22 protein-coding genes are annotated in these 24834 nt (G+C 43.7%); 2 read left to right on the plus strand and 20 right to left on the minus strand.

The window, feature by feature from the left end:
- The 10 genes from HMPREF0373_RS11620 to HMPREF0373_RS11665 all read right to left on the minus strand — a co-directional run.
- The coding region (locus tag HMPREF0373_RS11620) for a heavy metal translocating P-type ATPase (protein WP_049946835.1) at positions 1-2378 on the minus strand (2378 nt) is incomplete at its 3' end.
- An 89-nt stretch (positions 2379-2467) separates the two neighbouring features.
- Complete coding sequence (locus HMPREF0373_RS11625) at positions 2468-2794, minus strand: metal-sensing transcriptional repressor (RefSeq protein WP_021739918.1); 327 nt, start codon at positions 2792-2794, stop codon at positions 2468-2470.
- A gap of 152 nt (positions 2795-2946) precedes the next feature.
- The gene (gene coaBC, locus HMPREF0373_RS11630) at positions 2947-4134 is read right to left on the minus strand and encodes a bifunctional phosphopantothenoylcysteine decarboxylase/phosphopantothenate--cysteine ligase CoaBC (RefSeq protein ID WP_021739920.1); all 1188 of its coding nucleotides are present in this window, start codon (positions 4132-4134) and stop codon (positions 2947-2949) included.
- Positions 4135-4143: 9 nt separating this feature from the next.
- A complete protein-coding gene (gene panD / locus HMPREF0373_RS11635; RefSeq protein ID WP_022036698.1) occupies positions 4144-4551 on the minus strand; it encodes an aspartate 1-decarboxylase in 408 nt (135 codons plus the stop codon).
- A gap of 157 nt (positions 4552-4708) precedes the next feature.
- Positions 4709-5548, minus strand: a complete 840-nt coding sequence (gene panC / locus HMPREF0373_RS11640) for a pantoate--beta-alanine ligase (RefSeq protein WP_021739922.1) — start codon at positions 5546-5548, stop codon at positions 4709-4711.
- 156 nt (positions 5549-5704) lie between these two features.
- Entirely contained in the window at positions 5705-6532 is an 828-nt protein-coding gene (gene panB / locus HMPREF0373_RS11645) for a 3-methyl-2-oxobutanoate hydroxymethyltransferase (protein ID WP_021739923.1), read from the minus strand.
- On the minus strand, positions 6529-7371 hold the full coding sequence (locus HMPREF0373_RS11650) for a Rossmann-like and DUF2520 domain-containing protein (RefSeq protein ID WP_044964201.1): 843 nt from the start codon (positions 7369-7371) through the stop codon (positions 6529-6531). Before HMPREF0373_RS11650 ends, panB begins: the two co-directional genes overlap by 4 nt.
- A 259-nt stretch (positions 7372-7630) precedes the next feature.
- Entirely contained in the window at positions 7631-8443 is an 813-nt protein-coding gene (locus HMPREF0373_RS11655) for a hypothetical protein (protein WP_021739925.1), read from the minus strand.
- A gap of 17 nt (positions 8444-8460) precedes the next feature.
- Complete coding sequence (locus HMPREF0373_RS11660) at positions 8461-9747, minus strand: DUF5716 family protein (protein ID WP_021739926.1); 1287 nt, start codon at positions 9745-9747, stop codon at positions 8461-8463.
- Between the two features lie 7 nt (positions 9748-9754).
- On the minus strand, positions 9755-12850 hold the full coding sequence (locus tag HMPREF0373_RS11665) for a DUF5717 family protein (protein WP_021739927.1): 3096 nt from the start codon (positions 12848-12850) through the stop codon (positions 9755-9757).
- A gap of 202 nt (positions 12851-13052) precedes the next feature.
- On the opposite strand from HMPREF0373_RS11665, the gene HMPREF0373_RS11670 reads away from it, so the two are divergent.
- Positions 13053-14315 (plus strand): chloride channel protein, encoded by a 1263-nt coding sequence (locus tag HMPREF0373_RS11670; RefSeq protein ID WP_021739928.1) that lies wholly within the window; start codon positions 13053-13055, stop codon positions 14313-14315.
- A 51-nt stretch (positions 14316-14366) separates the two neighbouring features.
- Here the strand turns inward: HMPREF0373_RS11670 and recG are convergent, their stop codons facing one another.
- The 3 genes from recG to HMPREF0373_RS11685 are packed head-to-tail and all read right to left on the minus strand — an operon-like array spanning position 14367 to position 18489.
- Positions 14367-16424: an ATP-dependent DNA helicase RecG gene (recG, locus tag HMPREF0373_RS11675; RefSeq protein ID WP_021739929.1), complete on the minus strand. Its 2058-nt coding sequence runs from the start codon at positions 16422-16424 to the stop codon at positions 14367-14369.
- Positions 16425-16433: 9 nt separating this feature from the next.
- A complete protein-coding gene (locus tag HMPREF0373_RS11680) occupies positions 16434-18116 on the minus strand; it encodes a DAK2 domain-containing protein (protein WP_022036705.1) in 1683 nt (560 codons plus the stop codon).
- 13 nt (positions 18117-18129) lie between these two features.
- A complete protein-coding gene (locus HMPREF0373_RS11685; protein ID WP_022036706.1) occupies positions 18130-18489 on the minus strand; it encodes an Asp23/Gls24 family envelope stress response protein in 360 nt (119 codons plus the stop codon).
- Positions 18490-18773: 284 nt separating this feature from the next.
- Between HMPREF0373_RS11685 and rpmB the strand changes: the two genes are divergently transcribed.
- Positions 18774-18959 carry a 50S ribosomal protein L28 gene (gene rpmB, locus HMPREF0373_RS16545; RefSeq protein WP_021739932.1) on the plus strand — a complete coding sequence of 62 codons (186 nt, stop codon included), beginning with the start codon at positions 18774-18776 and terminating at the stop codon, positions 18957-18959.
- 246 nt (positions 18960-19205) lie between these two features.
- On the opposite strand, the gene HMPREF0373_RS17040 is transcribed toward rpmB, so the two are convergent.
- The 7 genes from HMPREF0373_RS17040 to HMPREF0373_RS11715 form a co-directional block, all read right to left on the minus strand.
- Positions 19206-19358, minus strand: a complete 153-nt coding sequence (locus HMPREF0373_RS17040; RefSeq protein ID WP_022036715.1) for a hypothetical protein — start codon at positions 19356-19358, stop codon at positions 19206-19208.
- A gap of 103 nt (positions 19359-19461) precedes the next feature.
- A complete protein-coding gene (locus HMPREF0373_RS11690) occupies positions 19462-19899 on the minus strand; it encodes a GerW family sporulation protein (protein ID WP_021739934.1) in 438 nt (145 codons plus the stop codon).
- A gap of 16 nt (positions 19900-19915) precedes the next feature.
- Positions 19916-20956 carry a DUF2953 domain-containing protein gene (locus HMPREF0373_RS11695; protein ID WP_021739935.1) on the minus strand — a complete coding sequence of 347 codons (1041 nt, stop codon included), beginning with the start codon at positions 20954-20956 and terminating at the stop codon, positions 19916-19918.
- Positions 20953-21297, minus strand: coding sequence for a hypothetical protein (locus HMPREF0373_RS11700; RefSeq protein WP_021739936.1), 345 nt, complete (start codon positions 21295-21297; stop codon positions 20953-20955). The genes HMPREF0373_RS11695 and HMPREF0373_RS11700 overlap by 4 nt, the downstream gene beginning before the upstream one ends.
- Before the next feature lie 110 nt (positions 21298-21407).
- Complete coding sequence (locus HMPREF0373_RS11705) at positions 21408-21860, minus strand: NUDIX hydrolase (RefSeq protein ID WP_021739937.1); 453 nt, start codon at positions 21858-21860, stop codon at positions 21408-21410.
- Between the two features lie 81 nt (positions 21861-21941).
- Complete coding sequence (locus HMPREF0373_RS11710; protein ID WP_409337768.1) at positions 21942-23456, minus strand: peptidoglycan D,D-transpeptidase FtsI family protein; 1515 nt, start codon at positions 23454-23456, stop codon at positions 21942-21944.
- Positions 23338-24822 (minus strand): FtsW/RodA/SpoVE family cell cycle protein, encoded by a 1485-nt coding sequence (locus tag HMPREF0373_RS11715; RefSeq protein ID WP_044964205.1) that lies wholly within the window; start codon positions 24820-24822, stop codon positions 23338-23340. Before HMPREF0373_RS11715 ends, HMPREF0373_RS11710 begins: the two co-directional genes overlap by 119 nt.
- Positions 24823-24834: the final 12 nt, after the last annotated feature.

Raw genomic sequence — 24834 nt, forward strand, 5'->3', positions numbered from 1 at the left:
TTTATGGTTGACTTTTCATAGCTGGTCTCCTTCTGTTTTTCAGACATTACATCTGTATTTACGACAATCTGTAATTCTGACTGTTGCTGATTTTTTTTCTTATTTTTCTTGCTGTCTCTTCTGGTACTGTATACTTTTACAAAGTTCAGACGCAGTGCATTTGTCACTACGCAGAAACTGGACAGGCTCATAGCTGCCGCACCGAACATCGGATTTAATTTCAACCCAAACCAATGATACCACACTCCGGCGGCAATCGGAATACCTATTACGTTATAAATAAATGCCCAGAACAGATTTTCGTGAATATTTCGAAGTACTGCACGACTTAATCGGATTGCTGCAGGTACATCAGACAGGCTGCTCTTTACCAGAACCACATCTGCCGCATCCAGTGCCACATCCGCACCTGCACCTATCGCAATTCCCATGTCTGCACGGGTCAGTGCCGGAGCATCGTTGATTCCGTCACCAACCATAGCAACTTTTCCACGCTGCTGTAGTTCACAGATCACACGATCCTTTCCTTCTGGAAGAACACCCGCGATGACCTGATCTACTCCTGCCTGTGCACCGATGGTCTGTGCCGTACATTCATTATCTCCGGTCAGCATAACGACTTGAATTCCCATATTCTGAAGCTGTGAAATCGCCTGCGGACTGTCTTCCCTGATCACATCCGCTACCGCAATGATGCCAAGCAATTTCTGTTCTGTCGCAAAAAACAGCGTTGTTTTTCCCTGTTTTGCAAGTTCTTCTGCCTGATGCTGCATATTCTTGGATACAGTCGACTTTTCAGAAATAAAGTTCAGACTCCCTCCAAATACGCGCACGCCGGATACGAGTCCTGACAGACCATTTCCCGGCATCACCTGAAATTCATCTGCAGCTGTCATTGCAATCTTCTGTTCCTCTCCATAAACTACAATGGCTTTCGCCAGCGGATGTTCGCTCTTTAACTCAAGCGCCAATGCAGTCCGCACCAGAGCATCTTTCGCAATACCCTCACCTGGTATTATATCTGTCACCTTTGGCTCACCACGGGTAATAGTTCCTGTCTTATCCAGAACCACAATATCTACTTTTCCTGTTTCTTCCAGCGATACTGCTGTCTTGAACAATACACCGTTTTTCGCCCCAACACCATTACCAACCATGATAGCAACCGGTGTGGCAAGACCTAATGCACACGGACAGCTGATAACCAGTACGGAAATACCGCGCGCCAAAGCAAAACCAAAGTCTGCTCCTGCCAGAAGCCATGCAATAATGGTCACTGCTGCAATGGTAATCACTGCAGGTACAAACACACCGGATACTTTATCTGCCACTTTTGCAATCGGTGCCTTGGTGGCTGCCGCATCGCTGACCATCTGAATAATCTGGGATAATGTTGTGTCATTTCCGATTCTGGTTGCCCGGCATTTTAAAAATCCGGATTGATTTAACGTACCCGCAGATACACTGTCTCCCTCTGTCTTGTCCACCGGAATACTCTCACCGGTCAGGGTGGATTCGTTTAAAGCACTGTTTCCTTCCAGAATCACACCATCCACCGGAACCCCCTCACCCGGGCGTACGACAAAGATATCGCCGATCTGTACCTGCTCCACCGGAACCAATACCTCTTCGCCATCCCGGAAAATGGTTGCCTTTTTCGGAGCCAGTTCCATCAGGCTCTTTAGTGCATTGGTCGTTTTTCCCTTAGAATATGCTTCCAGCATTTTTCCCACTGTGATTAAAGTCAGGATCATGGCCGCAGACTCGAAATAGAACTCATCCATGTAGTGCATCACAGCATCCATGTCCATACGCACCTGAGCACCGGTCATAGCAAACAATGCATACGTACTGTACGCAAAAGATGCGCCGGATCCCAGTGCTACCAGCGTATCCATATTCGGAGCTTTATGCAGCAAACTTGTAAAGCCACTGATAAAAAATTTTTGATTGATGACCATGACCAGAATAGTCAGAAGCATCTGATATAATCCCATTGCCACATGATTGCCTGCCAGAAAGGACGGCAATGGCCAGTTCCACATCATATGTCCCATAGATACATACATCAGCGGGATCAGGATCACAACAGATGCAATCAGACGTTTTCTCAATTTCGGTGTCTCATGATCTTTCAGTCCTTCCTCATCAAATCCCGGTGTAACATTATTCCGTTCACCCCCCTGTAAAGATGCACCATATCCTGCCGTGATAACAGCCTGAATCACATCTGACGGTGCTGCTGTTCCTTCCACATTCATAGAATTTGTCAGCAGACTTACCGCAACAGATGTCACACCCGGCACCTCCAACACTGCCTTCTCCACATGAGCGCTGCAGGCTGCACAACTCATGCCTGTTACTGAAAATTTATTCATAAAAATCCACCTCATCATCCCTTCTGGTTATATGCTTTTTCCTGTCTGCGCTTCTAATAATTTAATCGCTACTGATTTATCCGCATACATTATCGCATCAGCTTCTGTATCGTTACAACAAGCTCGTCAATGATACTGTCATCTCCGTTTCGCACATTCTCCACCACACAGCTTTTGATGTGATTTGCCAGAAGTACTTTGTTAAAACTATTCAGTGCGGCATTAATAGCTGCAACCTGCGTCAGAATGTCCACACAGTATGCATCCCGCTCAAGCATTCCTTTCACGCCGCGTACCTGTCCTTCAATCCGGCTGAGCCGATTCATAAGGTCTTTATACTCTTTCTCATCCCGCTCTTTTTTCTTATGACAGCAGCAAACCGCTTCCTGCTCCGGAGTACTTTTCATTTGCTCCATAAAAATCAATCCACTTCCTTTCAAATAATCGATATGCCTTTGTTCCTGCCTATACTATACCCCCTCAGGGTATATGTCAAGCATAAAAATCCGGAAAATACATCAATGATAAAAAATATCAAAAATGTATTTTCCGGTCGCGTTCTTAACACCTACATTCTTTCCAGAATCGCATTCAGAATACAGCCTGCAGCCTCTTTCTTGCTCATCAACGGAAGTTCTTTCTCAAAATCCTTTGTAATGAGTGTTATCACATTGGTATCCGTGCCAAATCCGGCACCTGCTACCTTCAAATTGTTGGCCACGATCATATCCAGATTTTTCTTTGCAATCTTTGCTCTGGAGTTTTCCAGCATATTCTGTGTCTCCATGGAAAAACCACACAAAAACTGATGTGTCTTGGATGCACCAAGCGTTGCCAGTATATCTTTTGTCCGTACCAGTGGAATAGAAAGATCACTATCCTGTTTCTTGACTTTTTCCGTGCTGACCTGTGCCGGACGATAATCCGCCACTGCAGCAGTCATGATTACAATATCCGTTTGATCATATTCCTCTGTCACTGCCTCATACATGTCCTGTGCGGAAATCACTGGTTTTACCTTAACAAACATCGGCGGCTCCACGGCACACGGACCTGTTACCAAAGTCACATCCGCACCACGCAGCATGGCATTTTCTGCAATGGCATAACCCATTTTCCCGGTAGAATGATTGGTGATATAACGCACCGGATCAATCGCTTCCTGCGTCGGTCCGGCAGTCACCAGCACTTTTTTGCCAGCCAGATCTTTATCAAAGGCGATCACGCGCAGAATATGTTGAAACAGCACTTCCGGTTCCGGCATTTTTCCTTTTCCCACATCTCTGCATGCAAGCATACCGCTGGCTGGTTCAATAATTTTCTTACCATAAGAAGCCAGCACCTTTAAATTATCCTGCAGAATCGGATTTTCATACATGTTTGTATTCATCGTCGGCACGATCAGCATCGGTGCCTTACATGCCATCGCTGTGGTCGTCAGCATATCATCCGCGATACCATGTGCCAGCTTTCCGATCACATTTGCAGAAGCCGGTGCAATCATCATCACATCCGCCTGCTGTGCCAGACTTACATGCTTTACATTAAACTGAAAATCCCGGTCAAACGTATCCACCAGGCATTTATGTCTTGTCAATGTCTCAAATGCTGTCGGATGAATAAAATTTGTCGCATTCTGCGTCATAATCACATGCACATCTGCATGCTGTTTGATCAACATACTTGCCAGTGATGCAATTTTATAAGCTGCAATACTTCCTGTCACACCAAGTACAACGGTTTTTCCTTTTAACATGATATCTTTCTACTCCTCATCCAGTCTTGCTTTATCAAATAACTGACCATGTTTTTCATAATTGGTCACACGGTCAATCCGATTGATTTCATCTACAAAGACAACCGATGGTCTGTGTACCTTTGCTTCTTCCGGCGTCATATCCGCATAAGACATAATGATAACTTTATCTTTGACGGAGGCACAGCGGGCTGCTGCTCCGTTCAGACAGATCATTCCGCTTCCACGCTCTCCGGCAATGGTGTATGTCTCAAAACGTGCGCCATTATTGACATCTACAATCTGAACTTTCTCATATTCGAGAATGCCGGCAGCATCCAGAAGATCTTCGTCAATGGTGATACTTCCTACATAATCAAGTGCCGCCTGTATCACAGTTGCACGATGAATTTTTCCTTTTAACATCTGAAGGGTCATAAAACTTTTTCCTCTCTCTTTTACTTTTTTTCGCAGTGCACATTCGAAAAATCTCTGATTTTTCTCATTGATCGGCATTCGCCGAATAAAAATTCAGTCTTTCAATCTTGTCTGTACAACAGCCAAATTGAAATCCTATGAATTTTTGCACTGCTCATTAACATACAAAGTTATCAATCAGACGTGTTTTTCCAATATACACTGCCATTGCTACCAGTACCGGACTCTTCAGTTCTGTTACCTGCTGCATGGTCATACCATCTACCGCTTTGATATAGTCAATTTTTGCCAGCGGTTCTGTCTCAATGTTCTTTTTCATTGCTTCTACTAATTTTACTGCATCTGTCTCGCCTTCTTCAACCATTTTCTGTCCCATAAAAATGGTTTTGCTCAGAATCAGAGCTGCTTTTCTCTCCTCTGCGGACAGATATGTGTTTCTGGAGCTCTTTGCCAGTCCGTCTTCTTCACGAATGATCGGGCATCCAATAACTTCCACGTTCATATTCAAATCATCCACCATATGTTTGATGACTGCCAGCTGCTGTGCATCTTTCTGACCAAAATATGCACGATCCGGCTGAACGATGTTGAATAATTTGCTGACTACGGTACAAACACCACGAAAATGAACCGGACGGCTCAGTCCGCAGAGTTCCTCCGTCAGAACTGTCATATCCACAAAGGAACTGAATCCTTCATGATACATCTCTTCCGGTTCCGGATGGAAGATCAGATCTGCGCCGAGGCTCTCACAGAATTTGCTGTCTTTTTCCAGATCTCTCGGATAGCTCTCCAGATCCTCTGTCGGTCCGAACTGCATCGGATTGACAAAAATACTGACAACTGCTTTGTCATTCTGTTCTACGGCTTTGCTGATCAGACTGCCGTGTCCCTCATGAAGGTAACCCATAGTCGGAACAAATCCGACGGTTTTTCCTTCTTTTCGCCATTCTGCCACAATATCTCTTACTTCTTTTACTGTTGATACAACCTGCATGTTTTATTCTCCTCTGTTACCTGTTTTAAATGTAAAGCGGACATTCGCAATCCGCTTTCGCTCCTTGCTCATGAACGCAGTCGCTTTGCACCTCGTTCATATTTTTAATCTTAAATAATAACTTGTAAAGTTAACTGACACGATCAGCAATCATTTTTAATATAATTTATCAATGACTTCGTCTGAAATCGCATAGGTATGTTCCTGTGCCGGAAATGTACCGGCTTTTACTTCCGCGGAATAATCTTTAAATGCCTGCATCATGATCTCACCTACATTTGCAAATTGTTTTACAAATTTCGGAGTAAAATCATGAAACATACCAAGCATATCCTGGTTTACCAGTACCTGTCCATCACAGCCTGCACCTGCTCCGATTCCGATTGTCGGAATCGAAATCGTATTTGTAATAATCTCCGCAAGCTTGGCCGGAACACACTCCATAACAAGCATAGAGGCACCTGCTGCTTCAACTTTTTTGGCATCCTCCACCAGCTGACGGGCTGCTTCCTCGCTTTTGCCCTGTACCTTGAATCCACCAAAGGCATTGATGGACTGAGGGGTCAGTCCGATATGTGCACACACCGGGATGTCTGCTGCCACAATTGCTTCAATCTGTGGACACACTCTGGCTCCACCTTCCAGTTTTACGCCATGTGCATGACCCTCTTTCATCAGGCGTCCCGCATTTACAACTGCATCATAGACAGAAGTCTGATAGGACATAAATGGCATATCTGCCAGCACAAAAGCATTTTTTGCGCCTCTGCTGACTGCTGCTGTATGAGCAATCATATCTTCCATGGTAACCGGTAAAGTAGTGTCATACCCAAGCATAGTATTTCCAAGGGAATCACCAATCAGCAATATCTCAATCCCTGCTTCATCCATGAGTTTTGCCATAGAATAATCATAACAGGTAAGCATTGTAATTTTTTCTTTATTCTCTTTTTGTTTTTTCAATGTAGAAACTGTCGTTTTCATGATCTAATAATCCTTTCCATCTCAGAATAATCCCGCTCCGGATGTTTCTCTCTGGCAACTTTCAGCACTTCCACAGAAAGATCCTGATAGATTTTCCGTGCCTCGCCGGATAAGCTGTCCAGATGATCCATAACCGTTGACAGGTCATTTCGCTCAATTGGGCCTGTCAAGGCTCCAACCGGTCTGTATTCAACAATGTTTTCCGTATTTCCCATCATCAGCGGTGACAATGCACGATGCGCATTTGCAGCGGAAAATCCGCAATTCCGCAACATTTCCTCGCACAAATTTGCCAATCCCACATACAGATTGCTGACCATGGCTGCCGCCGCATGATATCGCACTTTGTCTTGCCCGGAAATAATCTCCACCGGATTTCCAAAACCTTCAAAAAGTTTCTGAAACCAGTTCAGATATTTCGGATCACCCTCAATGGTAAAAAAAGCCTGGGAGATCACTTTGTAAGATTCATACTTATCATTAATGGCGAAAAGCGGATGGATAGAATATCCATAAGCGTGATAACGCTCAATATCCGAAAAGACAGCGGAACTTAAGGAGCCGCTGAAATGACTTATAATCTTATTCTGAATCGGAAGCATTTTTAACTGTTCCCACATTGGAGCAATCGCCGAATCCGGGATTGCTACAAAAAGGACATCACTGTCCTCTACCAGATGTCGCAAATTCATATACTGTCTGGTATTCGTAAAATCTGCTGCTTCTCTGGATGAATCCGGATTACGACTATAATATCCGGTCACCCTGACGTTGCGCTCGGTTAGATATTTTCCCAAGGAAAATCCGACTTTTCCTGCGCCAATAAATCCAATATTCATAAGCATCCCTCCATTCTTCATGGCGGGACAGTGAGTCTCGTTTGCATCCGGCAATACAAGCTCCGTTTCAAAATAATAAATACAAGGTATCGTTTCCTTTCGGAATACCATCCGCTCGACATTATACCACTGCAAGTGGTTTTCGTAAAGGAATTTTTAAACCACCTTTTTAACGTTTTTTCATAACATTCACAACACCTGTTATTACTCACCACTTGCAGAAGTGGGAGTCTCAACTCAGACTGAGATGAATAATTCATCAGGAATACATCTGCTCATATTCCGAAATCCATCGATGACGAATTTCCGCTTCCCGTCCCTTCCAGTTAAAAGCATGGGAAGCCGTTGCCACTTTTTTTCGCTCAGTATAATATTCCTCCTGATCCGATACATCGGAAAAATGGGCATATGCTTCTTTCATCGTTTTGAACTGAAGTTCCGGCACTCTTGTGTCCGCAGAATCATCCTCTGTAATATAATTCATGGCATACAGATAACACAGTCGTGAAGATTCCGTGTGCGATTTCTGATATGCCATCGAAAACATCCTGGCGGCCTCCGGGAACAAAAACAATCTGGCATAAACCACACCGAGATTATGCATAATATGCCCCTGCAGTTCTTCTGTCATCTGTTGCAGGAACTCCGGCTGAAGTAGTTCCAGATACCCACAAGCGGCATAGCGGTATCTCTTTTTTGCGAGATAGTAATCCGCTTTCATCTTTCTGCGTTCCATGGAGTTCTTTCCCTTCATTTTTTCAATGATCCGTTCCAGTTCTTTTTGTTCCTGCCGGGAATAGAACCCAGATGCTGAAAACAGAAATGCGGCACATTCATACACATCCCGATGCCGCTGATACAGGCGTCTCAACTGTCCCGCCAGTTCTACATTCCCAACTCCCTCTGCAATCCACTGAAAAAATTCTGTTCCCATCCAGCTTTCATCCAGCAGGAAAAGACTGGATTCCATGGCATAACACAATTCTTCCATCGTGTATACATGTAAAGATAACATCTCCAGATACAGCGGATATTCCGCTTTCTTATATGTACATAACTTCAATGCACCCATTGTCTACCCTTCCTGTCTCAACTATTTTTTCTGTATTTTCGGTCGTACAAGGATCGTTTTTCCTCCGGCTCAAATGTGACTGGAAACTCCCAGACTTTTCCGGAGCTTTCAAACAGTTCACCAAATCCGTCATCCTCCAGGTGCAATACAACCTTGCGTCCATTTTCAGCCACTGCCCGGATTCGAAAACGCAATGTTTTTTCCGGCCGGTCCGGCAGATCCGTTAACGGAAATACACGGGTCTGTGCATGGATCTGTCCGATTTCACCGATTGTCACAGACAGTTCCGGTGTTCCATCATACAGCAACACATATTCCGGCATCGACGCAAACCAGTTTTTCCCGGCTTCCACCAGGCGGATTTCTATATTTTCTTCTCCGCACTGCACCTGCATCCGAATCTCTCCCTGCATTTTGTAATCGCAGTTATAGAAAAATCCCCAGAAAGAAGCATCTGTATATCGGTACCCTGCATAACAAGCCCCTTTTGTAAAGAGATTTTTGCCTAAAAATACTCGTTTGTTGCCGCCAAGCACCCGCAAGGATTCTTTCAGCCAATCCCCGTCAAATCCATCTCCCACGAAATACACCGCAGAAATCATATGACTGGCAAATGCCTCCCGGATGATGTTAGCGAAAAATTCATCTTTCACACTTGCATCCTGATGCACATATGCCGGAACATTCCACATTTTTTTCTCTGCGGTCACTATCTGAATCTTCGCGCCATGCCTCCGGTGCAGCAGATAAAAGGTAACGTGCTCTGATGAAAAGTCAAACAATGCCACATCATGCTGCCATAAAAGTGCTTCCTGATGATAGGTGTGTCCAAAAAAACTTTCTCCATGATCCATCAGAAAAAACTGTTCTCCGAAAAGTCCCAGCTCCTTGCACATCCACTGAAAAACTGTCACCACCTGTTTTGTAATCTCCGGAACTGTAATACATACACACAACTCCTGTGCGTCAAAACGATACCTATCTTTTAATTGAATGAGCCGCTGGACAAACTGACGAAGCAGTCCCTGATAAAACTTCGATTCACTCTCTGTTTCATCCAGTGCCCGCTGATACAGATGATCAAAAAAATCACCCTGAGGATTCTCCTTTCGCCGCAATGCTTCTTCCCCATAAAAAATATGTCCGGAATCTGCCAGATACATGGCCACCGGAATGCCATACCGCTCTTTTGAAGCTCCGGTCATTATAGTTTCCGGTTCTTCCATTCCCCTGCCAAACAGGCTTACCATAGCCTGTTCATCGGTAAGATCAATTCCCATATATAATATTTTCTTCTGTTCCACCAGTCATTTACTCCTCTATTGCCTGAAACAGTACATCTGTCAAATCTGTTAATTCTGCATATTGATAAGCATCCTGTGTATTCCCTGCTGCCGACAGATGTACCAGTTTTCCGTACCTGGTATCTCTCCAGCGTTCCGTCTCTGATGCTGCAAGTGTTCCCTGTACTACACAGCTGCCATCTTTTGCCCGGATCACATACTGCTCCGGACAGGAACGGATTTCCCGACAGGTATAGCTGTAAATTCCCGGGAGTACTTCTTTCATATCCCCGGTTTTATCCGGCTGTCCCGGTTTCTTTCTGTAAATACGCAGATATTTTCCGGGAACCGCCACACAGGTCACCGTATCACATCCAAAGAGCAGATACTTCCGCTGCAGTTTTTCCGGCAGCATTGCATAGAATGCAAAAGATTTCTGCTCTAATACAAAACCTTTCAGAATCCTTTCTGCAATCTCCCACGCTTCCTTTGTCTGATTCTGACCACTGCATACACAAAATTTCAAAAACGCTGCTCTGCAAAATTTCTGCCAAACCGGTTCTTTTGTAAATATCTGACACAGATGTACACTGACTGCCTGCGGCAGCGGTTCTTTTCCTATCATATACTGCCAGGAAAACCATGTCTCATATGCACGTAAAAGCAGTTCTTCCGTCTCACATTCTGCCAGATTCTGATAAACTGTTTCATGCTCCGGAAGAAAAGTTCCGGTAAACAGCATATACAACATAAGTTTTTCTTCATAAGGCTGCACGTCCATTCCAAGATCTCTGGCCTTCCGAATCCGCTTTGCCATCACAGACAACGGTGCGGCAAACAGCTCCAGCTGTTCTTTTAAGGATTGACTGTCTGTTACCGGTTCTGAAGATAATTTCTGCTCCGGTTCCTCATCTTTCTGATAAATGTGTGTGCCGGACAGCATTTTTTTCAAATGGAACTGATCACGCGCCGTATATAACCTTCCGCCGACACTCTCATACAGAACTACAAAAGGCTTTTTCTCCAGGTAAATATAAGTCCCCTGATCAAACACAGGCACCCGCTGGATATCTTTCTTTCCTGCCTGCAAAACATGAAGATTTGGCATCACATCGTTCATGACACGGATACGATAGCAACACTCCGCTTGTTTCTTCCAGCTGTCCCATTCCGCTTTTGTGCAGTGACGCCGCACTTCTTCATAGATCACTGCCAGATCTTCGTTCATTTCTCCTGCCATCAGTTCCTGTTTTGCAAAATTACGGATCAAAACCAGATAAGCATCCCAGCTTTTTCCAAGCCGATTCCTGTTTTTCACCATGTGTGCATACAGCATGGCTTTCCGTTTTACCGGAAGGGAGCTGTTTCTGGAAAAATAATGTAAAACCTCATTGGGCAGCATACCGTTTGCCTTGTTCCAGGAAAGAATGTATGCCTCATACAATCCGGCAATTTTCAGATGTTGTGCAATTCCTTTCTGAAACCATGAAAAATACACATCTCCATACTGGTTGCATTTAATCAAATATCCGCAGATGGTTCTTACCGCTTGCTCTTCCGGAGCCATCCGATATCCCCGGCATAAAAGCTGGAAAAAAAGCGGTTCAAACTGCTTCTGACCGGGTGCCATTGCAAAAATGCGCTGTACAAGTCCACTTGTAAGCCGCCCCTGTTTCATCATCCATACAAGTACACGACGTTCAAAAATATCAAACTGCCGCAGCAGTTCCGGGTGATTACACAGAAGCTTTGCTGTCTCTTCATAAAATACCGGACTGCTGCTTCCGGAAATCATATATTTACGTAGCCACTGATATTTCCGCTCCGGATTACGCACCAATGCTTCATCTGTCCGAAGCAAAATCCATATTAGCACCGGATGATTGGGATATTTCAGATAAATCTCACGGATCCGCTTCGTCACATTCCGGATATAGGATGGCGTCTCTCCTATGGTTGTCAGATACAGATAAAATGCACTCAGCGGCGTACGCTGGCTCGTGATCGTTCTTGCCATGTTACGTGAAAGCCGGTCTGCTTCTTCCTTTTCCCCACAAAGTAAGCGGACATAGATTCGATACAGCAACGTCCACTCATTATCCGGATGAATGTGTTCAGCTTCTGTAAACAACAGTTCCATCTCCGTTTTCCATTCTGCTGCCGTTAATTTTTCCCGGCAGAACTCCAGATAATTCTGTTCCATCTGCGCACGTAGTCTTGTACTTTTCCACTCAGCAGATTTTTCCGGATGCTGTACAGGCAAAGTAACCTCAATATGCACCGCCTCTGTCTGAAAGGCCGTTTTCAGTGTGATCTGGCCATAGTTTTTTCCTGCATGGAGCTTACCGGGAATAATCTGATAAGCAAGTTCCGCATGTTTTCCGATAAAATCATACATTCCGATCTGATGTTTTTCTAATCGGATAAATGATGCATCACAGGAAGCTTCCAGATTAATGGCTCCCCACTCCTGTTTCTCAATATCCAGAAAATCGGTCTGTATCTTATGACTTGCCTTATAAATCCGCTCCGGTCGTGCAATACGGATACTGTTTCGTTTCTTTTTGCCGCATCCTACCAGAAACTCTTCCATCTCATGAGTTCCTCTGCCGTGCTGAGTCAGTCCACGATACAGCAGTTGCAGATAACCATTGTCATGCTGCAATACATTCACAAAATAAGGGGACTTGAAAACAAGCAGTGCCTCCTCCCAGTTCAGCTTGCACAGATTTGTAAAATCATTTAACGTCTTAATTGTTCCGATAGAAGATGACAGATAATGTCTGGTGATATCGGCCCTGAATGGCAGCAAATACTCCCCCACATTACTTGTGATCACAAAAACTCCCTGATCAGACATCCCCTCAAACATAGCATCCGCATGATACTGAAACCGAATCTGGATTTCGGTTCCGTGAAATTCCCTTGTCTCACATATCACATGGGGATTTTCGCAGGTTACTATTCCGCGCACTTCCTGTGCACTGCTGCTGTGAAACAGAAACGTTCCCTCAAACACTTCGTTTTCAACCGCTGAAAATCTCAGATCCATATCTGGCAGCAGCAGACATGTTTCTTCATAATTAAATTTTTCCTGTATGATTTCCTGCAATTTTCTCTTCATTTATATAACCTGCTTCCCGGGATTTTGTTTTTTTGTTTGCTTTTTTTCCCGTTTTCTCTATAATAGTAAAGTATAAATCATTTTGAATTTTCTTGCAATGTCAGGAAAATAAGAAAATATGCTTTCTATAGTTAAGTAGTTAAGTGGACGTTCGCAGTCCGCTGTACGACAGGAGTTTTTTCTATTACGGGGAGAAAAAGATATGTTTGAATCATATAAAAATGTACTAAAAAGAGGTGGTTCCCATCTGGTGACATCACTGCGGGCAATCATTTTTGCCGTTTTAACTGGGATTGTACTGGGATTTGTAGGTACAGCCTTTTACTATGGTATGCAGACCGTCACTGCCATGCGGCTGGATCATCCGTGGCTGATCCTTTTTCTGCCGCTGGCCGGTGTTCTGATTGTCTGGCTCTACCATCTGCTGCACGATGAAAAAGATACCGGAACGAATCTGGTATTATCAGCCATTCATTCCAATGAAAACATCCCCCTGCGCATGGCACCACTAATTTTCATCGCCACTCTGCTGACCCATCTCTTCGGTGGTTCTGCCGGACGCGAAGGCGCTGCCCTGCAGCTAGGAGGCAGCATTGGAAATTCACTTGGAAAACTATTTCATTTTGACGAAAAAGACCAACATATCATGATCATGTGTGGGATGAGTGCTGCATTCTCCGCACTGTTTGGCACACCACTGGCAGCGGCGGTTTTTTCTATGGAAGTAGTCAGTGTCGGTATCATGCACTATTCCGCACTGGTTCCCTGTGTGATCGCATCCCTGACGGCTCATGGCATCGCATCTGCCTGCGGTATTACACCGGAAATCTTCCCAATCGCATCCATCCCGGCTTTCACAGCAAAAAACGCCTTGATCATCGGGATTTTTGCTGTATTGTGTGCCTTGGTCAGCATCCTGTTCTGCACGACACTTCACAATGCGGAACGCTTGTACAAACGCTTTTTTAAAAATCCGTATGTACGTGCACTGGCAGGTGGTCTCATTGTAATTGGTCTGACCATGCTGGTGGGGAATCAGACATATAATGGAACCGGCATGAATATCATCACCGGATGTATGGAAGGAAAAACTGTCTTTCCACTGGCTTTCCTGTTAAAAATGGTTTTTACTGCGGCAACCCTGGGAGCCGGATATAAAGGCGGTGAAATCGTACCAACCCTTTTCATCGGCTCCACATTCGGAACTTTTTTTGCCTCCGCTTTCGGATGTTCTATCCCACTGTGTGCTGCCGTCGGCATGGGAGCCGTGTTCTGCGGAGTCACTAACAGTCCGATCACCTCTCTCATGATCTGTTTCGAACTGTTTGGTTTTGATGGAATGCCGTATTTTCTTATTGCCATTGCCTTAAGCTATATGCTTTCCGGATATTACGGACTGTACAGCAGTCAGAAGATCATCTATTCCAAATACAAAACAGAATATATCAACCGGAAGACACATTAATGACTCGTATCTAGCAGCAGGAATACCCAGGCATTCTTGAACTTTGGCTGTTTACAAATTCAGCAAGGAGAACTGCTCCCCGGCATACTGTCGCAGACGAATGAGCAACCGTTTATGTTCTTCCTTCTCCAGATGTGGATCTTCTTTCATCAAAACAGATACTTCATAGGACGCCTTACTCAGCACATCCGCATCCTGAAAGACATCTGCAAGCCGGAATTGATAATCCCCACTCTGACGGATTCCGAAAAAATCTCCGGGGCCGCGCAGTTTCAGATCTTCTCCTGCTATATAAAATCCGTCATTAGACTTATTTAAAATCTCCAGACGTTTGTTCTTTGTCTGTTCTTCTTTTCCCTGCATCAGAATGCAATAAGACTGTGCATCGCCACGACCAACACGGCCACGCAGCTGATGCAGCTGTGCAAGTCCGAAACGTTCGGCGTTTTCAATCATCATAACTGTGGCATTCGGTACATCTACACCGACTTCCACGACTGTCGTTGATACAAGAATCTGGATCTGATCAGTCTGAAATGCCTGCATCACAGCATTTTTCTCATCCGGTTTCATTTTTCCATGAAGTATACCAACCTGAATATCCGACGGAAAAATCTGCTGAAGCTGAAGTGCATAATCCAGAACATTTTCACCTTCTGCCAGTTCACTTTCTTCCACCAGTGGACAGATGATGTACACCTGATGTCCTGCACGGATTTCTTTTTCCATAAATTTGTACGCCGTCTTACGGTACGTTGTATTTACCACACAATTTTTGATGGGCAGACGCTTCGCCGGCACTTCATCAATTACTGAAATATCCAGATCTCCGTATAATATGATAGCCAATGTTCTCGGAATTGGTGTTGCACTCATAACCAGGATATGCGGATGCGAACCTTTCAACGAAAAGGTTTCCCGCTGCTTTACGCCAAAACGATGCTGTTCATCGGTAATGACCAGCGCCAGATTACGATATTGTACCTTTTCCTGAATAAGTGCATGAGTTCCCACTACCAGAGCCGGCTGATCCGATTCCAGTATTGCATAGGCTGCCCGACGTTTTTTTACTCCCATGGATCCGGTCAGCAAAACTACCGGGATTTCGATGCCATTGGTTTCCAAAAAATGTGTCAGTTTTTCATAATGCTGCTGCGCCAGCACCTCCGTAGGTGCCATGAGTGCCGCCTGATAACCATTATGTGCCACTTCCAGCATTGCCAGGAAAGCCACAATTGTCTTACCAGACCCAACATCTCCCTGTACCAGCCGCTGCATAATGCAGGCTTCCCGCAGATCAGAACGAATCTGTGCCACTGCCCGCTTCTGTGCACTTGTCAGTTCATAAGGAAGATGATTCATCAAATCTTCCACAAAAGAATCTTCTGCAAAAGTAAATTCATTTTTTAGTTTCTGTGTATTCTCCTTTGACAACTGCATGCTGAGCAGGAAAAAGAAAAACTCATCAAACACAAAACGGTTTCTTGCAATGATACAGTTCTCCTCACTTTCCGGAAAATGCATATTTTTTAAAGCAAAATTATATTCACTCAAATGATTACGGACACGGATGTCCTCAGGCAGATACTCCATCTCCAACGGAATCTCCGCCATGGCTGCATGCATTGTCTTTACGATCAGATTATTAGTAATACCCTTTGTCAGACTGTAATGAGGCTGCAACGTCTTTTGTAATGCCTCATATTGCCCCAGGCTAAAGATCTGTGGTTGTTCCATTACAAGCCGCCCCTCTTTCCGGCTTACTTTTCCATAAAAAACATACCAGCCTCCGGGGCGGATCAGGGAACGGATATAAGGACTGCGAAACCAGATCAGACGCAGTGCCTTCGTTTCTCCTTTTACATCCAGCAGTGCCACCTGCTGGCGGGAATGGGTATTTACGGTGGGAGACTTTTTCACGCAGATATAAAGGGCATTTTTTCTGTCTTCTAATAACTGTTCTACTTCACACAAGGCTGGATATTTTTCATAATCACGGGGAAAATATAGGAGTATATCACCGACGGTGTATACTCCTAACTGTTGAAATAACTGTTCTGTTTTTACCCCGATCCCTTTTATTTCACGAATAGGGGAGTTTAAGTTCATACTGTCTCCTTACTCTACAGAAATGACATAGTAATAAATCGGCTGACCGCCAAACTGTACTTCTACTTCACATTCCGGATAGGTTTCTTCAAAATATTTCTGTAATGCATTGACTGCTTCCGGAAGCACTTCTTCTCCATAATAAATACAGATAAAGGAAGATTCCTCATCAATCATCTGCGCTACCATATCTTTTGTAACATCTTCACGATCTGCACCTACAGAAAGAATAGAGGAATCACCGATTCCCATGTAGTCGCCCTCTTTGATTTCCTTGTCGTCAATCACAGTATCACGCACTGCATAAGTAACCTGTCCGGTTTTTACTGCTGCAATCGCTTCCAGCATATTTTCCCGGTTCTCCTCAGGAGATTGCTCTGGAATAAAGTTGATCATGGCAGAAATACCCTGAGGAATCGTTTTGGTCGGAATAACAATGATATCTTTGTCCTCCAACAGCATTGCTGCCTGATTTGCTGCCAGAATAATATTTTTATTATTCGGGAAAATAAAGATATGATCTGCATTGACATGTTCGATCGCATTTAACATATCCTCGGTACTCGGATTCATAGTCTGTCCACCTTCGATCAGATAATCCACACCAAGTCCGTTAAATACTTCGTTGACTCCTTCTCCGATGGAAACAGCAATAAATCCCATATCCTTCTTCGGACCTACAGCTGCTTTTGCTTTTCCTTCCGCTTCTTTTTCCTGTTCTTTTGCGAGTTTCTCTGCGTCTTTGATCAGTTTTTCCTGATGCTCTTCACGCATATTGTCAATCTTAATGCGGCTTAAAGATCCAAAAGTCAGTGCTTTCTGTAATACCAGTCCCGGATCGTTGGTATGTACATGAGTTTTGACAATTTCCTCATCAGCTACCAGTACGATAGAATCACCCATAGACTGCAAGAACGCACGGTACTCGTCCTCTTGCGCTTCTGTCAGCGTTTTATTTAATACAATGATAAATTCCGTGCAGTAACCGAATTTAATCTCAGCCTCTGTCTGTGCAGAAATTTTTACAACACCGGAAGATGCAGGAGCAGCTTCAATTGTATAATCAATCTCTTTTCCAAGGAATGCATCCTGCGCACCTTTCAGAACTTCTACCAGTCCCTGTCCACCAGAATCCACTACACCGGCCTGTTTTAATACCGGAAGCATCTCCGGCGTCAATGCGAGTACACGCTCTGCTTCAGCAATGATAGCAGCAATATACTGCTCCATGTTATAGCTGTCGTCACAGGAAAGTTCCAGTGCCTTCTCAGCAGCGCCTTTGGCAACCGTAAGAATTGTTCCTTCCTTTGGTTTCATAACTGCCTTGTATGCAGTTTCACATGCTTTTTGGAAAGACTCACAAAGAACAATCTTATCAATCTGATCATAATGCTTGATCGTCTTTGTAAACCCACGGAGCAGCTGGGAAAGAATAACACCTGAGTTTCCTCTTGCCCCGCGCAGTGATCCGGAAGAAATTGCTTTTGCAAGATCTTTCATCACCGGTTTCTCCACAGCAGCAACTTCTTTTGCTGCAGAAATAATTGTCATACTCATGTTTGTACCAGTATCACCATCCGGAACCGGAAACACGTTCAGCTCGTTGATCCACTCTTTCTTTGCTTCCAGATTCTTCGCTCCCGCTAAAAACATTTTTGACAGAAGTGCTGCATCTATTGTCTGTATATCCACACTCAATTCCTCCTTAATCAATGACTCTGACACCTTCTACAAAGATATTGATCTTCTCAATCTTCATGCCGGTGAATTCTTCCACTTTATATTTTACAGTGGAAATCAGATTATCTGATACGGTGGAAATACTTACACCGTATGATACGATCACATGGAAATCTAATGTGATCCGGTTATTCTCTTCGATTTTTACTGAGATACCATGATGAAGATAATCCTTTTTTAATAATTTTACAAGACCATCTTTCATATTGACAGCTGCCATTCCTACGATACCAAAACATTCTACGGCCACAGAACCGGCATAGGTTGCGACCACTTCCGAATCTATACTAACCGTTCCAAGAGAATTTTCAAACTGACCTCTCATACTTGCTCCTCCACACTTTTTATTTTCAGGCATATGCTTCATACTGTATATAAAGGCGATACTCCTTCTTTCATACACGCATTCCTGCCCATATTTTCATATATGACTTATTATACCCATTTTTTCACAAAAAAGGAATAGTGAAATCAAAAATATATCAAGTTTTCGGAATTTTTTTGATTTTTTTCAAAATAATTGTTGCATTATTTTGATTCATCTGATAGAATACATTTGTTGTGAGTTCGCAGAACATACGAGCTTAGTAAACACAAGGAGGTGCAATCATGGCAAAGTGCAGTGTTTGTGGAAAAGGCGCTCATTTCGGAAACAATGTGAGTCATTCTCATAGAAGATCTAATAGAATGTGGAAATCAAACATCAAGAAAGTTAAATGTAATGTTAATGGTACTCCAAAATCATTATACGTTTGTGCTTCTTGTCTGAGATCCAACAAAGTTGAAAGAGCATAAGAAAAACATTGAGATGGCTGGCAGATATCTGCCAGCTATTTTTATTTGATAGGAAATTACGTTGAATTTCCTATCAAATAAAAGCACTTCGTGCAAACAATGCACACTCGCACGAGAAGAAATGATTGCTTCGCAAGCGTGTTCGGCGCGGACAAGAAAGATGTGCTGTTGATGATTTTGTCTGCGAGAGTGTATGATAGCACACTTTCTTGTTTGATAGAAAATGTCCCTGCTGTGAGATGTATCTTACATCTGATACAACGTGTATCCCAGCAACAGGAATCCGCCGGAAATCAATATCCCAACAAAATCATTTGGCATAAACAGCATCACAATCATACCGATACCAATCCAAAACAGGATAAATCCAGCCAGTTGTTTTGATGTTCTGTTACACATAAAAAATCCCCTGCTCTATCCTACGATACTGCGGGGGATTTTATGATTCAACAAATTATTTTCTTCCAGATTACTTATATCTCTTCAAAAATTCTGTCCGGATTTAGTCTTCCTCCATATCCAGCATATCTTTCATTTCTTCTGCAGCTTCCTTTTTTGCCTCTTTTCTGGCAGCGGCCTCTTCCGGATTCTTCTTTTCATCCATTTTTTTCATAAATTTATCTACAAAATCCGGAATCATATCCAGAAGCTTTGAAATACCATCCTGATTTTTCACACTGACCAGACGGGTACTTCCATTCTGGATCACCAGAACGGAGCTCGGAGACATCTTGCCCCCGATACCACCACCGCTGTTTTTCTTTTTTTCTCCGCAGAATGCACCGGCACCCATACCAAAAGACACATCCACCAACGGAAGAATGATGGTTTCTCCGACCTGGATCGGCTCACCGACGACTGTTTTGGAAGAAACAAAGCTGTCCATTCCTTTCATCAGAGATTCTACGGTTGTCTGAAATGTATTTTTATTCTCTGCCATTTTCCAATACCTCCTGTTATTTGTTCTCTCTTATCATGTGGATCACACCACGGAGCTTCTTGTCCAGTAACAATCTGATAAGCAATACCACCAGATGAATACAGCATATATGCCCTCGTGTGTATAACTGTCCTTTTATATAATTTTCGTCTGCTTCAAAATCCGGTTTGATCTGCAGCTCTGTCTGATACAAAAACGGTATCATCGCAATTCCACCCAGTACCTGTCCGGTATTTGCCGGATCAGATAAGCCAAACTGAAGATGCCCCTGCAATACTCTGGGCCGGATATGCAGCAAAAATGTTTTTAACTTTGTCCAGACAGCCGGAATCAGTTCCTGTTCCCGCAAAAAGCGAAAAACTGCTATGCCATTATTTATTTTTTCTTTCGCGGAACCGGTCTTTTCCTGAACAGATTTCAATTTGTTCAATACAGACTTTTTTTCTTCTGCACCATTCCCGGCTTTTGACTTTGATTTAAGAATATCTGGTTCTTCTGAAGCATTTTTTTCATTCACTTCAGATGTATATTTTTCAGCATTTACATCTGTTCCCGCCATCTCAGGTTCTGCTTCCGCTGTTTTCCCTTTTGAATCCTGTGCATTTTCTATTGCATCAGAAAGCTCTTCTGCTTCCTGCTGTCTTCGAAACTCTTCCCGCTGCTTTGCACGTTTTTCCTGTTCTGATACCTGCTGTACTTCTTTTTTCCGCTTCTTACGCTGCTCTTTCCTGCTTTTGCGCATTTCCTTCTTTTGCTTCTTTTCCTGCTTTTTCCGGGCTTTTACTTCCTTATTTGCTTTTCTGACAGCCACCGCCTCAGGATCGGTCAAATCAATCACAAACCACAAGATTTTCAGCACAGCATGTGCTTTTTCTTTCCAGCGGAATTCAAACCGGATCAGCCAGCCTAACCAACGGGCACGGACCGTATAATCCATCTCATCAATATCCGCATCTACCTTATAACAAACCGGCACAAACAGGATGATAGCCAGGATTCCGATTATAACGCAGAGCACGATGCCGATTATCTTTAATATTAACATAAAAATCATCATGGTTGCGTCACCCCGCTCTCCGGCATAGATCCTCGACCAATCTGCAGATACGATGGAATGTCAAAATTTCCCTGTTCCCGGTAAACTTCATCAATGATCTTCCGGATCAGTTCCAATGCGGCTCCCCTGCTGCTGCCGATTCCCACAATACACAGCGACTCCTTAGGATAGTGACTCTGCTGCAGCAGGACACTTGGAATCACTTCCAGCAGCGTGCTCCCGCATTCCGGTAAATGAATGAGATACACACCTTTATGCGGCATCCCTTTTTCAATCTTATATTTCAAGCGACTGATATGATGCACTTTCTTATCTGCATACAAATAGTTATACCAATACATCCAAATGTTTCCTCAATGTTATTTTAGACTGATATTTTTGCTTATATGCAAACAGAATTAACAAAACCATCTGGAAAAGATTGTTTTGCTAATTCTGTTTTTCCCGGATTCTAAAAATACTTTTTTGTTCCCCACAGATTGCTCCGTTTCAAATCAAGGTACTCATTATAAGCTTTTTCCAGAATCTGTTTCTCATTTGCAAATTTCAGCAGATGATAAGCTTCATGATATTTATAGTATCCGGAATCCACAAAATATTCTTCGCGCTGCGGTTTACTATAATAACTGTCTGCCATCATCAGATACCAATGCACCTGTTTTTCCACTGTATCCTCAGGAACAGTAAATGTATACTGGCTCTTTCCCACATATTTGATAATGGAGGCATCTACGCCAGTCTCCTCTCTGACTTCTCTTGCAGCAGTATCCTTATACTCCTCGCCGGCTTCTACCGTTCCTTTCGGCAAAACCCATCCTTCATATTTGTTACGATAATTCTTATACAATAACAGAATCTTTCCACGGAATATAACCACACCGCCACAACTGGTTGCTTCTATCATTGCAAGCCCTCCCGATGCGGTCTCAAATCTGTTTTTAAGTATACGCTATTTGAGGTTAACTTGCAATACCTTCCCATTGCTTTATTTGTTAAAATATACGTCAAATATCTGTTTTGTCACAGGCACGGCTGACTGGCTTCCGGAACCGCCATCTTCTACAACCACTGCGATCGCAATGTCTTTGTACCCTTCCTTGCTTCCATATCCGACGAACCATCCGTGACTATCTCCAGCACTGTTATACTCGGCCGAACCGGTTTTTCCATAAGCAGTATAACTCTGACCGTTCAATTTTTTTCCGGTTCCGTTTTCCACCACGCCGCGCATATAATCCTGCAACAGTGCCGCATCGGAAGCAGACAGAAGTTCCCCGTATTCTTTCCCTTTATAATTCTTGACATGTACACCACCGTCATTTTCCACATGATCCACCACATACGGTTCCATGGCAATACCCTGATTGGCGATAGCTCCTGCCACAAAGACCATATGAAGCGGAGACACCAACGTATCACCCTGACCGATCGCAGTCTGCATGATCTTGCCTTTGTCCGCATCTGCTGTCAGTGTAAAGCTGCTCTTGCTGCCAGCCAGACTGCCCGGCAGTTTCTTATTAAACAGCATATCCTCACAGAGATTACGAAAACCGGAAATATCCAACGACAAACCGATATTTGAAAAAGAAGTATTACAGGAATTCGCGAAGGAATCCTTCAGCGTTTCCTTTCCATGAACCGCTTTATGATAACAATGGATCTCATTGCCATCCACATTCAGTTCACCTTCACAGTCAAAACTATAATCCTGATAGTTTGAATTTTCATGCACATATTCCAGTGTAGTAAAAATCTTAAAGGTTGATCCCGGCGGATATAATCCGGATGTTACACGGTTTAACAGCACACTGCTGTTTTCATCTGACACAATATCATCCCACCGTTCCGCCAGCGTATTCGGATCAAAGTCCGGTTTTGACACCAGTGCCAGAATCTTGCCTGTCTTTACTTCCATGACAACCACCGCTCCGTCCCGGTCTCCCAATGCCTTGTACGCAGTCTCCTGGACATCATAATCCAGCGTTGTGACCAGCGTATCTCCGATATTCTTCTTGTTTTTCAGATCATTGATAATCTGTGTCAGGAAAAAAGAATGAGAACGCAGCAGATTAAAATTATACTGGGACTCCAGTCCTCCTTTTCCGTTGTTTGTATATCCCACCACATGGGCAAACATCCTGCCGTAAGGATATTCCCGGGTCTCGCTTCCATCATCATTGACCGTTGTCTTTGCAAGTACTGTTTCATCCGCAGTAGTGATATCTCCACGGATTACATGCTCCGCATACAGATCCAGACGGGAATTATAGGAACTATTGATCACACTTTCGCTTTTCACCATTTGGAAATAAATAAAATAGCTGATCATTCCGATAAAAATTGCCAAAAATAAATAGGTAATGATCAAAAATTCCAGATTTCTACCAGATTTCTTCGATCTCCTCATTGAATTGCGAGGACGTTCCGTTTCTTTCTGATCCAGATTCATGACCTCTATACCCTGTCTGACCTGATTTGTTCTTCGGCTTCCGGCTGCTATTTTTCTTCGTCCGGTCGTTCTTTTTCTGTTTTCGTCCTCGATTTTTCTGCTCATTCAATTCTCCTTCTTCGTCCTGCCGCATAATATACAGTCCCTGAATAATGGCAAACATGACAATAGTACACAAAATGGAACTTCCGCCGTAGCTGACCAACGGAAGTGTTAGTCCTGTGGACGGAATAAATTTGATAACACCACCCACATTCAGAAAGACCTGCACACCATACACGCAGCCAAGCCCCAGTGCGATCAACTTATAAAACTGATCTTTGATCTGCATGGCGATATTTAAAAACATGAGGAAACAACTGAAACATACCAGCACAATGCACACGGCAAAAGCACCACCCATCTCCTCGGAAATGGATGCAAACACAAAATCAGATGCCCCGAGCGGAATCTTATCCGGCATACCCTGATACAGCCCAAGGCCGAACCATCCACCCGTTCCAATGGCAAACAGCGCCTGTGCTACCTGCCATCCGCCACCATGAATCGACGCAAATGGGTCTTTCCATGCTTCAATACGAACCCGCACATGAGAAAACAGTTTCGAACCGACCAGTGCCGCCAGACATCCCACACCAAGACCGCCGAAAAAATACGATGGCTTCCTCGTTGCCACATACAACATGACCACATAAGTCAGGAAAAAAATCAATGCCGCACCAAGATCTGTGGACAATACAAGGATTCCCACATGAACTGCTGCTGCAATGGTCGTGATGCATACCTGGCGAAAATCCGTCGCCTCATACAGCATGCAGGCCACAAAGAATACAAAAATAATCTTTACAAATTCCGACGGCTGCAATGTCACACCTGCCACAGTAAAAGACAGATGTGCACCGCCGCTCATTTTTCCCATCACAAGCACAATCCCTAAAGCTACAACACCTACGGCGCAGTAAAACCACGTAAATTTGCGCAAAAACTTTAATTTCCGCACCAGCATCGGAACAAATGCCGATACCACTGCTGCTGCAACGGCAATTTCAAACTGCCGCACCGCATTGTCAAAATTCAGTCTTGTCAGAATAATAAATCCGATCAGCATCAGCATGCACATGTGATTTATAACAAGCCGTGCCGCTTTTTTATAGACAATCCGGTAGATTAGGAACAAAAACAGCACAAACAGCACCTGCGCGCCATAAAAAATCAATACTTTCAGTTCCTTCGTCACCGCAAACAATACCATAAAAGCATCCAGATGAATGAGAAACATACAGGTCGTCTGCGTCTTGTACATCCGTTTCTGCCGTTCCTCATTTCTGACTGCCAATACCACATAACTGTACCAGGTATAGATTGCAAAAAGAATGATCATCACATATTTGGATAATTCTGTGATCAAATGTATCATATCTTCTCCTTT

It is taken from the genome of Eubacterium ramulus ATCC 29099, from assembly GCF_000469345.1.
In the GTDB taxonomy this organism is placed as follows: domain Bacteria; phylum Bacillota; class Clostridia; order Lachnospirales; family Lachnospiraceae; genus Eubacterium_I; species Eubacterium_I ramulus.